13 protein-coding genes are annotated in these 14,052 nt (G+C 38.9%); 5 read left to right on the forward strand and 8 right to left on the reverse strand.

Annotation, left to right across the window (positions count from 1 at the left end; translation table 11 throughout):
• Positions 1-27 precede the first annotated feature (27 nt).
• Both HME7025_RS13180 and HME7025_RS13185 read right to left on the reverse strand, forming a co-directional pair.
• A complete protein-coding gene (locus HME7025_RS13180) occupies positions 28-1,020 on the reverse strand; it encodes an amidohydrolase family protein (RefSeq protein ID WP_109324799.1) in 993 nt (330 codons plus the stop codon).
• 4 nt (positions 1,021-1,024) lie between these two features.
• On the reverse strand, positions 1,025-2,155 hold the full coding sequence (locus HME7025_RS13185) for an esterase (protein ID WP_109324800.1): 1,131 nt from the start codon (positions 2,153-2,155) through the stop codon (positions 1,025-1,027).
• Between the two features lie 214 nt (positions 2,156-2,369).
• Between HME7025_RS13185 and HME7025_RS13190 the strand changes: the two genes are divergently transcribed.
• Both HME7025_RS13190 and HME7025_RS13195 read left to right on the forward strand, forming a co-directional pair.
• The gene (locus HME7025_RS13190) at positions 2,370-4,400 is read left to right on the forward strand and encodes a glycoside hydrolase family 3 protein (RefSeq protein ID WP_109324801.1); all 2,031 of its coding nucleotides are present in this window, start codon (positions 2,370-2,372) and stop codon (positions 4,398-4,400) included.
• A 95-nt stretch (positions 4,401-4,495) separates the two neighbouring features.
• Entirely contained in the window at positions 4,496-5,134 is a 639-nt protein-coding gene (locus tag HME7025_RS13195) for a DUF1801 domain-containing protein (protein ID WP_109324802.1), read from the forward strand.
• 3 nt (positions 5,135-5,137) lie between these two features.
• Here HME7025_RS13195 and HME7025_RS13200 read toward each other — a convergent pair whose 3' ends face one another.
• On the reverse strand, positions 5,138-6,064 hold the full coding sequence (locus tag HME7025_RS13200) for a helix-turn-helix domain-containing protein (RefSeq protein WP_109324803.1): 927 nt from the start codon (positions 6,062-6,064) through the stop codon (positions 5,138-5,140).
• 93 nt (positions 6,065-6,157) lie between these two features.
• On the opposite strand from HME7025_RS13200, the gene HME7025_RS13205 reads away from it, so the two are divergent.
• Together HME7025_RS13205 and HME7025_RS13210 are read left to right on the forward strand one after the other, a co-directional pair.
• Positions 6,158-6,925 carry a hypothetical protein gene (locus tag HME7025_RS13205; protein WP_109324804.1) on the forward strand — a complete coding sequence of 256 codons (768 nt, stop codon included), beginning with the start codon at positions 6,158-6,160 and terminating at the stop codon, positions 6,923-6,925.
• 52 nt (positions 6,926-6,977) lie between these two features.
• A complete protein-coding gene (locus tag HME7025_RS13210) occupies positions 6,978-7,739 on the forward strand; it encodes a hypothetical protein (protein ID WP_109324805.1) in 762 nt (253 codons plus the stop codon).
• Here the strand turns inward: HME7025_RS13210 and HME7025_RS13215 are convergent.
• From HME7025_RS13215 to HME7025_RS13235, 5 genes are all read right to left on the reverse strand, one after another.
• Entirely contained in the window at positions 7,736-8,656 is a 921-nt protein-coding gene (locus HME7025_RS13215; RefSeq protein WP_226998244.1) for an alpha/beta hydrolase, read from the reverse strand. The two genes, HME7025_RS13210 and HME7025_RS13215, sit on opposite strands and share 4 nt — an antisense overlap.
• 120 nt (positions 8,657-8,776) lie before the next feature.
• Entirely contained in the window at positions 8,777-11,011 is a 2,235-nt protein-coding gene (locus tag HME7025_RS13220; protein WP_109324806.1) for a xanthine dehydrogenase family protein molybdopterin-binding subunit, read from the reverse strand.
• A gap of 1 nt (position 11,012) precedes the next feature.
• Entirely contained in the window at positions 11,013-11,474 is a 462-nt protein-coding gene (locus HME7025_RS13225) for a (2Fe-2S)-binding protein (protein ID WP_109324807.1), read from the reverse strand.
• A gap of 76 nt (positions 11,475-11,550) precedes the next feature.
• Positions 11,551-12,399, reverse strand: coding sequence for an aldo/keto reductase (locus HME7025_RS13230; protein WP_109324808.1), 849 nt, complete (start codon positions 12,397-12,399; stop codon positions 11,551-11,553).
• A 9-nt stretch (positions 12,400-12,408) separates the two neighbouring features.
• Positions 12,409-13,323 (reverse strand): helix-turn-helix domain-containing protein, encoded by a 915-nt coding sequence (locus tag HME7025_RS13235; RefSeq protein WP_109325487.1) that lies wholly within the window; start codon positions 13,321-13,323, stop codon positions 12,409-12,411.
• A 167-nt stretch (positions 13,324-13,490) separates the two neighbouring features.
• Between HME7025_RS13235 and HME7025_RS13240 the strand changes: the two genes are divergently transcribed.
• Positions 13,491-13,943 (forward strand): nuclear transport factor 2 family protein, encoded by a 453-nt coding sequence (locus HME7025_RS13240; RefSeq protein ID WP_109324809.1) that lies wholly within the window; start codon positions 13,491-13,493, stop codon positions 13,941-13,943.
• The last annotated feature ends 109 nt before the right edge of the window (positions 13,944-14,052 follow it).

Genomic DNA, 14,052 nt, shown 5'->3' on the forward strand with positions numbered 1-14,052 from the left:
TTTTATTTTTCCATGGATCATTTCCGTCTATTGATACTTCGTAGGATCTAATCTGAAAAAGCGAACTGCATTATTGAAAAAGATATCTCTTTTCTGTTCAAAAGAAAGGTAATTGGCATTTTCAATCACCCCCAACGATGTCTCTAACAATTTAGGCCAAACCATTAAATCTGTACCATACATGATACGTTTGCCAAACCCAGCTTGCACTAATCTTTTCAAATAAAGGTGTATTTCTTCTAAGGGATAGCTCCAAATCATCCCGGCTAAATCCACATAAACATGAGAATTAGCCCCCATCAAAGCGATCATTTCATCAATCATCGGATATCCAGCATGCATGACCCAAACCTTCAGCTTTGGATGCCTCGCTAATAAATCCTCCAACAATAAAGGATTCCCCATCGATGCTCGGTATTTGGGTGAAGTTAAATTAGCCATGCCATTTCCTCCTGTTCCCATGTGAATGGCAACGGGAACATTCAATCGTTCGGCTACTTCAAAATACTTATCCACTGATGGATCACTAGGAGATAAGCCTTGGTATTGTAAACCCACTTCTCCTACCACTTTATAAAAACCCGTTTTCAAGGAATCTTCAAAAGCTTGTACGCTAATACCACTTGCGGAACTAAAGCCGATAGAAGGAATAACTCGATCAGGTGCTGCTGCCTTTTTCCAATTTCGAATTACTTGAGGATCTCCAGAAGCCACTATGGTCATGTTCAAACGTTTCATGGTTTGCATCAACTCATCTTGAAATTCTTGATCGGATTTGGCGGCCTTTAACATGATGGCGCCATCAGCATTCAAAAATTTGGGCGTAGGTTCATTAGGATCTGTTCCTGGCATGTTACTTAAAAACCAAGGCGACATATCCGAGGCAAAATTAGCATTGACTTTCATGGCATGCACGTGCACATCTATGATGGGTAAATGCTTGGCAGAAGCCGTTTGTGCCAGGCTATTTTGTGCCATTAAAACAACACAAACAAGGACAAATAGTACAATTTTTTTCATGTGATTAATTTTTAAAAAGTAATGGAGCAAATTCAACTAAATTGTGACGCCAAGTAATAAATGTATGGCCAGCATCGTAGGTGTTCGTTTGGTATTTAATCCCATATTTATCAAAGACAGCATTAACCCCTAATCCGTTTTTGTAGGCAATGTCCCTTTCTCCTCCCATGGCAATCCAAAAAAGTTTTAAGCGATTGATCTCTGGGTTTTTCAAATTTTGAACGTATTTCTCTTCCAGCATTTTCAGTTGAGGTGGGAAATATCCAGTACTTAATGGCAATACATAGCCAAATTTTTCAGGAGCAAAAAGTGCCATATTTAGAGCTTGCAATCCACCCATGGAAAGTCCGGCATAAGCTATATGATTTCGATCTGTTAACACATGATATTTCTCATTGACCAAGGGCATAATTTCCTCAAACATTTGCTTGTAATATGGATCTTCTTCAATCCCTGGATTCATATAAAAACCAGAACCTGGATGTCCCATGGGCATAACCACCACCATGGGTTGGCACTTACCTGCTGCCAGAAGATTATCCATGATAAAATTAGCCCGACCGGCCGTTGACCATGACGCATCATTATCTCCCCCGCCATGTTGCAAATACAAAACAGGTAATTTTGATTTCATTGTTTCATAGCCTGGGGGTGTATACACATGAAAACGTGTAGGCTTACCCGTTACTTTAGATTGAAACCAGACTTTCTCCAAATTACCATGAGGAACTACTTGAATGGCGGCATAGGCTGATTCCTTCCCTCTTATTTCTATGATATTGGAATAGCCATTTTCACCCTCTTTCAACAATGTATTTTTAGGATCCAAGGTTTTAACTCCATCCACAGTAAAATCATAGGTATAAAAATCAGGTGCAATAGCCTCCGCTGAGGTGTAGGACCAAACACCTATTTCATTTTTACTCAAATTTTTGGGGCCGAATTCCTTTGAAAAATCCCCAGACACCGTCACTTGACTTGCCTTAGGTGCATAAATCCGAAATGCAACTTGCCCAGAGGCTAAAGCTTCTACAGACTTTAGTGTGTCATTTGGGGTAGGTGCTGGCCTAGAAGGTTGAGCCAAAACAGTTAAGCCACTCATGAGCAAACTTAAACTAAGGATCCATTTTTTCATCGACTAATGGTTTTTAATTTGGTATTTTTCCGATATTTTTCGTTACAATAATTCTATATTGTATCTAATTGCTACAATATAGGAATCCAAATTGAATTATTTCTCCCGACTTATCTTATTTTGATGAATGGCGAAACAATTATCTAAATATTTTGAAAAATAAGTCATTAGAAACCAGTTAATTAATGCTTTTACACGATATAGCCCATATCTTATGACCACGCAACTACCCATTAAACAAGTACTTGTTGGAGTATTGAGTCTATTGACTTTTTCCAACATCTTAGCTCAACAGAAAACAGTTCAACCTAATTTAGGAAGTCGAAACGTAGAAATTCTACGCATTCAAAATCTATCATTCAAAGATCTGAATAAAAACAAAAAGCTTGATCGATATGAGGATTGGCGCTTACCTATTTCAGAAAGAATCAAGGATTTGGTATCTCAAATGACCTTGGAGGAAAAAGTAGGATTCATGTTAATTAGCACCACACGGATGGGGGGCGATAATGTATTTGGTGGAGCGCCAGCAGCGGGCCCTGCCACGCCCATCCATGCTGGTTTTAATGAAGAAGATTTGATTCAAAACACGAATATGTTTACCAGAAAACCATTAGTAGCTCCCAATATGTCGGCAGCAGGAACCACTAAGGGTGTTCGTCAACTTCATTTACGCCACTTTATTTTAAGGGCTAATGCCGCTCCAGAAATCATGGCCAATTGGTCCAACAATCTCCAAGCCTTATGTGAAGATACTCGATTAGGGATCCCGGCTATCGTGGCTTCCAACCCAAGAAATCATGTGACGACTGATGCTTCTGTAGGATTGAGTGTGGGTGTAACCTCATTTTCTAAATGGCCTGGGGAATTAGGATTGGCTGCCATGAGAGACTTTACTTTGACGCGTCAATTTGCAGAGATTGCCTCCAAAGAATGGCGTGCCGTAGGTCTGAGAAAAGGATATATGTACATGGCTGATTTAGCTACAGAGCCCCGTTGGCAGCGTGTGGAAGGGACCTTTGGGGAAGATGCTGATTTAACCTCGCGCATGATTCAAGAAATCATTGTGGGTTTTCAGGGCAAAAAATTAGGGGCTCAATCCGTTGCCATGACAACGAAACACTTCCCTGGAGGGGGCCCTCAATTAGATGGTCAAGACTCCCATTTTGATTGGGGTAAATTTGCCCATTATCCAGGAGGGATGTTTGACTACCATGTAAAACCATTTAAAGCGGCCATCGCTGCAGGTACTTCGGCGATAATGCCCTACTATTCTGCTCCAAAAGGCAAAGAATTTGAGGAAGTGGGTTTCTCATTTAATAAAGCGATGATCCATGATTTACTTCAAGGTAAATTAGGCTTTCATGGTATCATCAATTCAGATACTGGCCCCATCGAAATGATGCCTTGGGGCGTAGAAAATTTGAGTATTGCCGAGCGCTATCAAAAAGCCTTGAATGCGGGTGTCGATATTTTTTCTGGAGCCGCTGATCCTAGCACCTTGTTGGAAACCGTGAAAAAAGGCATGATATCAGAAGAGCGAATTAATAACTCGGTGGCCAAATTATTAAAAGAGAAATTTGAATTGGGTTTATTTGAAAATCCTTATGTTTCGGTAGAAGAAGCCAGCCAGATTATTGGAAATAAAGCCTCAACAGATTTAGCCAATTTGGCACTTCGTAAGTCCATTGTTTTACTTCGTAATGATCAACAAATATTACCTATTAAGAAGAAAACCAAGGTATATTTTGAAACCTATTTCAATACAGGTAGAAATACTGACATCATCAAAGTAGCTAAGCCTCAATATTCGGATGTGGAATTTGTTTCCAATAAGGATGAAGCCGATGTTATTTTATTATGGCTAATTCCTAATGGTGGTGGCCTGTTCAGTTCCCAAGGCACCAAAATTGATTTAAGATTATCTGCCAATCGAATTGATGTGAATCATGTTAATGAACTAATCAATAGCAAACCGACTATCGTGGCAATTAATTATACCAATCCATGGGTCATTGAAGAAATTGATAAAGGGAAAACAAAATCCATCCTAGCTACTTTTGGAACGACACAAGAGGCCTTGTTAGATATTGTGACAGGCAAATACAATCCAAGTGGAAAAATGCCCTTTACCACTCCTATCAACATGAAAGCCGTAGAAGATAATAAATCGGATGTCCCTGGCTACATGGAAGGCCCTAATTATGGCTTATTCCCATTTGGTCATGGATTATCGTATAAATAAACGCTAAGCTATTGACGGAAAATTTTTGAACATTTAGCTAATTCCAAAATCGGACATGTCATAAATTCCATTTATTTTTAGAAAAAATGTCGACTATGAGCCCAAAAGTAGATGCCTTCATCGTTAAACTAGACAAATGGCAAGCAGAATTAAGCTTGTTGAGAAGCATATTATTGGAGATGGGCTTAGAAGAAGATTTGAAATGGGGCTCCCCTTGTTATTCTTTTGAAAAATCGAATTTAGTCATCCTTCAAGGCTTCAAAGAGTACTTTGCTATTATGTTTTTTAAGGGTGTACTACTGAAAGATGCTGCCAAAGTATTTAGTAAACCTGGAGAAAATACACAGTCGAGCCGCCAAATTCGATTCTCCCATTTGGACGATATCCTTTCCAAAGAAGCCCTCATCAAATCCTATATTTTGGAAGCGATTGAAGTAGAAAAATCGGGAGCCAAAGTGATCTTAAAAAAAATTGAGGAATATGCGGTTCCCGAGGAATTTCAAAACGCGATGGAAGAAGATGAGGCTCTGAAAACAGCTTTCGCCCGTTTAACCCCTGGCCGACAAAGAGTGTATTTGATGCATTTTGCCGAAGCGAAACAAGAAGCTACCAGAATAGCTCGAATAGAAAAAAACAAAAGTCGCATCCTAGTAGGCAAGGGATTGGGAGATTGTATCTGTGGTCTTTCCCAAAAAATGCCTACATGTGATGGTTCGCATAAACATGCGAGGTGAAATTCATCGATTCATATTTCGCCGATATTCGTTGGGACTAATTCCCATTTTATTCTTAAAAAATCGAGTAAAATGTGCGGCATAAGTAAAGCCTAATTGATGAGAAATTTGGCTAATATTTTTCTCAAAATCATGCAATAATTCTTTCGCATGATTGATCATTATTTGATGCATGATTTCTATAGGAGTTTGCTGCGTTTCCCTTTTAATTATATCTCCTAAATAATTGCTTGAAACATGCAATTTATCTGCAAAATAATTGACAGAAGGTAAGCCATAATCATCAGATTTACTGGCACTTACAAAATCTCTGACTAAATCTGCAAATTTAACTGAAATATGTTGATGCAAGGGTTGTCGACTCGTAAATTGTCTTTGATAATATCGACTGCAATAATCCAATAATAACTCAATATGGGAAACAATTAATTTCTTACTTAAATCATCTAATTCAGGGCTAATTTCTCGACTAATTTTTGTCAGAATTTCCACCACATTATTTCTTTCTTCTTCATCCACATGCAAGGCTTCATTATGTTCATAGGAAAAGAATGAATAATGATGAATATGTTTCTGTAAAGAAGTCCCGCGAATTAACTCTTCATCAAATACAAGACATAAACCTTGGGGAACGGACAGGCTTCCCACTTTATCTACTTTATAGATCTGTTTGGGCGCGAAAAATAAGAGTGTCCCAGCATCGTAGTCATATTGGCTAATACCATATTTCAAATCTCCACAATGTATGTCTTTCAACATGATGCAGTAAAAACCCAAACGCATCCATTCGCGACATTTAGGTGTCGAATTTGAAAAATCAATGATACTTATCCAAGGATTCACGGTGATATGCTCATTGTAGGCATTAAATGCATCTACGGAATCCAAATTCCTAATGGCTACTACTTTATCCTTGATCTTTTCCTCCATACAATTAAAAAATGGTAATCATTTCGGTAAAATGTATAAGCCTTTAGCTATCAAAACAGGCTAATTTTACAATTTAAAGCAAATTTAATAAAAATGAAATACACAGGTATTTATCTTCTCTGCCTATTCTTACTGCAAGCAAAAGAGAGCTATCCTCAAGATATTCAAGCATCAAATCCTACGCAAATTAGTGGTACAGTAGGCATTACAAATAATGGTATTTCCATCGTTCCCTCATTTTCATTAGAAAAACCTGCTACGGTTTTTAACATGTCTATCTCCAAAGGAAGATTCAGTTTTGATCCAGAATTAGCTTTTTCATTAGAAGCCAAACCCTGGTATTCCTTATTTTGGTTTCGATATAACCTGAGCCCCAAGCTATCTAAATTCAAGATAAATGTTGGGACTCATTTAGGGCTCAATTTTGTTACAATCCCCCTACCTGGCTCGAAAGATTCTATTCAAGTTCAAAAAACCGATCGATATTTTGTGCTTGAGTTGTTTCCCCGTTATCAATTATCTAAGCACTTAACCATGGGCATTTACTATTTAAGGTCCCATGGTTTAGACCCTGCTACATTAAACGCGCTAAACTTTGTCACTTTATATACCGACATCTCGCATATTCAATTGAGTAAAAAAGCCACATTAGGTATAACTCCACAAATTTATTACCTCAACATCGATGGTAAAGATGGCTATTATCTAACCTCTGAAATCAGTATTTCTTGGAAAGATTTTCCCATCATTTTTAAATCTACCATGAACAAAACTTTTGAATCCACCGTGGAAGGATCTAAGCCTTTTTTATGGAATATCAAGCTTGTATATCCTTTAAAAGGGGGCAAAATCAGGCCATAATTTCATTTAATTAAAAAAAAACTGACCTTTGTATTTCTCTTAATTAACCCAAATGAAATTTAAAACCACTCTCTTGCTAGTATTCCTAGTAAGTGTCAACCATTTATTCGCTCAAACAGATTCGACCAAAACTCCTTCTTTTTTTGCAGGCCAAATCACTGCAACCAATAATGGTGTATCCTTAATCCCATCTTTTTCTTTAGGCAAACCTGCTGTATTATTTGATTTATCTTTAGGTAAAGGTCGTCTGAGTTTTGATCCCATGTTGCGCTTTGCCATGGACGGAAAACCTTGGGCTTTTGTGCTTTGGTGGCGCTATAAGGCCATCCAACAAAAAAACTTCAAAATGAGTGTAGGCGCTCATCCTGCCTTTGTATTCCGTACCGAAGAAGCCAATGTCAATGGTGTTAATACTAGCTATTTAAAAGCCCAGCGATTTTTTGCTTGGGAGGCAACACCCGTCTTGTCCATACACAAAAACATTGCCTTGGGTTTTAGTTATTTAGGCTCTACAGGTTTGACAAAAGATGTGACTCAAAGCACCACTTTTCTATCATTTAAAACGATTTTCTCTAACCTTACCTGGTATAAAGATTGGCAAGCAACAATCACTCCCCAATTCTTTTACTTAAAAATGGATGATATAGACGGTACTTATGTGAGTGGCTCTTTGGTTATTTCGAAGAAAAAAAGTCCATTTACTTTAACGACCATGTTTAGCAAAAAACTACGCTCTGCTTTGGCCGGCGACGACTTGCTTTGGAGTGTTGGTTTGAACTATAACTTTAATCACCAGTTTAGGAGAATAAACTAAGGCTTTAAAGCATTTTCCAAGAAAGTCAATACCTTAGATTTCAATTCTTCCGTGTCAAACATCCGTCCAAAATGCGGCGCATCTTTGACAATGATCAGCTCATTTTTGACCGCCACACTGTTCAGCCAACCACTCAGCAGTTTGGATTGCTTATTGTTGACACTCTTGTCTTTCTCCCCATGAATAATTAAAAATGGAGGATCTTGTGCATCAACATAGCTAACTGGACTAGCCTTTTTAGCTAAATCTGGGCGTTCTATCGGGACAGCGCCCAATAAAATGGCTTCAGGAGCCTTAGGATCATCGCTACTTTCCAGACCCGTTAAATCCGATGGCCCATAAAAATCGACCACAGCTTTGATATTGAATTTCTGAGCTTTGCCTTTCATAAAAAATTCAGGAAGCTTATTATTATTGGCTAAACCTACCAGAGAAGCAAGATGTCCACCAGCAGAAAAACCCATGATAGCAATTCTATTTTTATCTAAGTGATACTTATCTGCTTGTTCACATAGAAAAGTTAATGCTTGATAACAATCTTGAATCTGCGCAGGAAAAATAGCCTGACTAGCCCAACGGTAATCAATGGATGCTACCGCAAATCCTCGATTGATCATGGCAGTCAGCGTATTTCCCATATAGCCCATATCGGCATATTTATCATTGACCAACCAGCCTCCGCCATGAATAAAAACCACCAGAGGGATTTTACCTGTTGTATTTGCAGGTAAATAAATATCCAATAAATGCTTTTTCAAAGTATCCTGAGCAAAAGGAATATTGGCATGAAGGACAGTCCCAGCAGGAAATAAATTTAAAACTCTATTGGAAGCCTGAGCCAATAAGGAATTTGCTTGCAAAATCACAAATAGGCATAAGCCCCAGGAAATCAATTTAATAGCATTTAGTTTCATCATCGTATATCTAGACTGCGATAATACAACATTCATCCCAATTTCGGACATGTTACATATCTTTTAAAAGCAATAAAAAAGCCCATCCCATTTACAAAGATGGGCTTAAATTCCCAATTTAGACTAGCCGATTTGATTCCCGAAAGGCTGCTTGTACAATCGCTTGCCCGTGGCTTTGTAAAGCGCATTGGCCATAGCTCCAAAAATTGGAGGGAATGGTGGCTCTCCCAAACCTGTTGGATCCGTTTCATTGGCCACAAAATGAACATCGATTTTCTTCGGTGCTTCATTGTGACGGATCATTCGATAAGTGTCAAAATTCTTTTGATTGGTACGTCCTTCCGTAAAGGTCAAATTGCCAAATAATGCATTGCCAATCCCATCAATCGCTGCACCTTCCGCCATATTTTTGGCTCCTTCTGGATTCACCACAACTCCACAATCCACAGCAGATGTAACATGATCAACAATCACTTGTCCATCCTTCACTCGTAAGTCAATCACCTGAGCCGCATAAGAATTATGGCAGAAATAAGCCGAAACGCCTCTCTTTTTATTAGCATTTTCTGGCTTGCCCCATCCCGATTTATCACGCACCAATTCCAATACGCCCATATACCGAGCTGCATCGTAATCATTGTTTTTACCCACTGGGTTATCCTTTGCACGTTGTAATAATTCCAAACGGAAAGCAATGGGGTCTTTGCCCATGTATTCCGCTATTTCATCCAAAAACGACTGCTCCGCTGCCGCATTGAAGTTGGAACGTGGTGCACGGAAAGCTCCCACCGTGATGTTCGAAGGAATAGACCAACTTTCCGCCATGTAATTATCTAAGGCTCCCGCAGGAAAACGGTTCGCATGCAATGGTGATTCTGGAATTCCTCCACCTTTAATGTGCATCGCCGTTAAACGCTTATTTTCATCAAAGGCCGCGCGATAAGTCAATTGGTAAGTAGGGCGATAAATACCACCACTCACATCATCTTCCCGACTGTAAACTAATTTGATAGGTGCGTTAGCTTGCTTGGAAATCAAGGCTGCCTCCACCATATAATGGCCATAAGCTCTTCGACCAAAACCGCCTCCCATTCGAGCTAAATTAATCTCAATGTTTTCTTTTGGAATACCTAATCGTGTAGCAATGGTATTGGCTATGAAATCAGGTCCTTGAATAGGTGCCACAAACCTCACTTTGTTTCCTTGAAAATGAGCAAAGGTATTGGTAGGCTCCATGATATTATGCGCCAAAAAAGGTGCGGTATACGTGCGCTCTATGACATGCTTGGCAGCCTCAAATGCCTTTTCTGGCTCACCATCTTTCCGCTGAATTTGGCCTGGTTTTTTATCCATGGCCAACATATCGGCATAATGCTTTGTGGTACTCTCCAAGCCTCCTGGAACAATCGTTTCGCGGTTGTTCATAATCTCCTTGGTGTCTGGTGCGTTTTCCCAAACCACATTCAGCATTTTTCGCGCATTCATGACATCCCATGTTGTCTTACCTACCACCGCAATCACTTCATTGAACGAACGGGTATCAAACATGGCCAATTTTTGGGTAGGCTCATAAACCTGTATGGTGAATACATCCACAATCCCTGGCATTTTCTTGGCTGCCGTAGCATCATATAATTTTAAGCGCATACCAAAAGCAGGAGGTCGCTCAGTCATGGCGATGAGCATTCCAGCTTCTGTATAATCCATACCAAACAAGGGTTTGCCATGAACAATCTTAGTTCCTTCCACATTTTTCTGTGGAGTCCCCAATAGCCTGAACCCTTTATTCGCTTTTAATACAATATCCTTCGGTACAGTTAATTTGGATGCCGCAGTAGAAAATGAACCATAGCTTCCTGACTTACCACTGGCCGCATGTTTCACTTGTCCTTTGGAAGTTGTCAATTCCGAAACTGGTACATTCCATGCTTGACTTGCTGCGGTCAAAATCATTTGTCGAGCCGATGCCCCTGCAGTACGAAGTAGCTTCCAAGCTGAGCGAATCGACTGGCTTCCTCCCGTAAATTGACGGTTAAAAAGCGCTGGATTATAACTGGCTTGTTCTACGACAATACTTTTAAAATCAACATCCAATTCCTCTGCAATTAGCATCGGTAATGAGGTCATGACATTCTGTCCAAACTCCGGGTTAGGAGAAAAAATCTTGATGACATTTTCCGGGGTAATTTTAATATAACTAGTCAATTCTTGCCAAATCGGTTCTACATTCAATGCCGACAAGGTTTCCTCTGGTTTCGCACTAGCCAACCAAGATATTCCTAACATGAATCCTCCACCCGAAAGCGAAGAAACTTTCAAAAACGAGCGTCTGCTGTACGTGTTATCTGTCTTTTTCATATTATTTCTTGGCTGCTGCTTGTTGAATAGCTTTTTTAATACGCGTATAAGTTCCACAACGACAAATATTGCCTGACATAAAGTTGTCGATATCCTCCTCGCTCGGGTTGGGATTGCTTTTTAATAAAGCAGCCGCACTCATGATTTGACCAGATTGACAATAGCCGCATTGAGCTACATCAACGTCCAGCCACGCTTTTTGAACTGGATGATCTGCCTTTTCAGCAAGTCCTTCAATGGTAGTAATATTCTGATTCGCCAAAGATGATATGGGCAATTGACAAGAGCGAACAGCAATACCATTTAAATGAACGGTACAAGCACCGCAAGAACCTACACCACAACCGTATTTGGTTCCTTTCAAATCTAATACATCACGAAGAACCCATAAAAGTGGCATATTTTCATCTGCCTCAACGGTTTGGGGTTTCTTGTTAATCCGTAAAGTGAATTTCTTAATCATGGTTTGATATTTATAAAAAGGTGTACAAATGTATTCAATCAGAATGTCTAAAAATTACACAAATCAAACAATTCAATTATTCTATCTTCCTTGTCCCTAGCCATTTAACCATGGCTGGATCACGATGGTCAAAAAAGCTACTGACGTTCGTATCCAAAGTCTGAATCATTTCCATCTCCCCTTCCATTAAACTAAAATCAAAAATTTGGAAATTCTCTATCATCCGATTGCTGTTAACCGTTTTGGGGATGACAACAATGCCTCGCTGGGTAAGCCAACGTAAAATAATCTGGGCAATGGATTTTCCATGGGCTTGAGCAATAGAAGCCAACACAGGATTTTCAAACATCCCATTTTTACCTTCGGCAAAAGGCCCCCAAGATTCTATTTGAACTTGATGCTCTTGCAGAAATTGTTGATTCGCAATTTGCTGCTGAAAAGGATGCGTTTCAACTTGATTGATAGCCGGAACAACCGCTGTATGATTCAGTAAATCTACGATTCGGTCAGGCTGAAAATTACTGACACCAATGGCACGGATTCGACCTTCCTGATACAACTTTTCCATGGCACGCCATTCTCCAAAAACATCTCCATAAGGCTGATGAATCAGATATAAATCGAGGTAATCAAGCTGCAATTTTTTCATCGATTTATCAAAGGCAGCTAGTGCTCCTTCGTAACCCATACCTTGAATCCAAAGTTTAGTAGTGATAAAAAGGTCTTGGCGAGTTATTCCTGATGATTTAATGGCCAAGCCCACCGCTGCTTCATTACCATAAGACGCAGCCGTGTCAATGGACCGATAACCAACTTCCAAGGCCTCGCTAACACTTTTTTCACATGCGAATGCATCAGGAATTTGGAATACTCCAAAACCCAAAATGGGCATTTTTACTCCATTATTTAATTCAACAAATTGCATAAAAAATACTTAGTTCAAGTGACGAAACTGCAAAGGGGTATTGCCAACATGCTGTTTAAAAACCCGAGTAAAATGCTGTGGATATTTAAACCCTAAATCATGCGCTATTTCATTGATGGATTTTGCTCCGTCAAAAATGCGCTCTTTAGCCACATCAATTAATTTATTTTGAATCATTTCCTTGACCGATTTACCCGTTTCTTTTTTAATTAAATCACCGAAATAATTGGGAGATAGGTGTAATTGATCCGCAAAATAAGCTACGGAAGGTAACCCCAAATTTTGAGGTTTCTCCGACAAAAAATACATATTTAACAACTCTTCAAACTTGGCCAAAATACCTTGATTGACATGTTCTCTTGAAATAAATTGACGGTCATAAAATCGTTCGCAATAATTCAAGAACAGCTCAATATTAGCCGTAATCAATTTCTTGCTGTGCTTATCTACCGTTTGATTTAGTTCAAATTCAATCTTGGATAGACAATCCAAGACCACTTGTCTTTCCGCATCCGAAATGTGCAATGCTTCATTGGATTTATAACTAAAGAAATGATACAAAGGCAGCGCTTTGGCTAAATCAGTCCCATGAATCAAATCGGGATGAAAAATTAGCCCATGACCTTTAGGCTGATAAGGTTCAGCTGGCACCTCTAATTCAGATACTTGACCTGGCGCAAAAAACACTAAAGTCCCTGCTTGGTAATCATAGGTATGGCGCCCGTACACGATATCCCCACATTTGACATCCTTCAAATAAATACAATACAAGCCGTACTGAAATTTGACACGAGTTACAGACTGACCCCAATCACGAAGATCTGCCTTAGAAAAATCAATAACGCTCACTAAAGGGTGAAGTGTGGTATGATTATTAGCTGCGTTGTACTCGCTAATTTGGTTAAGTTCAATTACTTTTTCCATAATTTTCAAATTTGGCTCAAATGTAACTATTTCACTTATAGCTGATTCCACTTAGTAAAGGAATGAGTAAAAATGGTAGAAAATTCAGTAGTTTATCTACTTGCGTAAAAAATAATATTGGGACATTTGTTTAAAATTTACACGTAAAATTAAACCATACTAGACACATGAAATCGACTATCCTAACTTTCGTTTTTGCCTTATTTTTCGTTCAAATGGGTATAGCCCAACAAAGCAGTGAAGAACAAAACCTCATCAAATTATCCAAAGATAAATGGCAATGGATGGCAGATAAAGATGTGGATAAATTAGCCAAACTTTTTGACGACAAATCGAAGTTTTTGCACATGAGCGGCACATGGAAAAAGGCTGAAGAATTAGAAATAATTAAAACGGGCAGCATTTGGTATAAAGAAGCTAAAGTACATGATACCGCTGTAGAAGTTTCTGGAAATACCGCTATTGTGTGGAGTAGAATTACGCTAGTCGCAAATGTTAGAGGAAATGATGTAACAACAGAATTTACCGTAACTGAAGTATTTCAGAAGCAAGATAACGATTGGAAATTGCTAGCCTTATCATTTAGTAGTGTACGTGATACCCATCAAATCAAACATTAATCTTTGTTTCTCTGAATTTTAATGAAATGTGCATTTTCAGATTTAAACAATGTAGAAATCGCCGAGCTACTATATAATTTCATGAAAAATAAAGGTTTAAATTAAGCGT

It is taken from the genome of Aquirufa nivalisilvae (assembly GCF_003143535.1).
Lineage (GTDB): Bacteria > Bacteroidota > Bacteroidia > Cytophagales > Spirosomataceae > Aquirufa > Aquirufa nivalisilvae.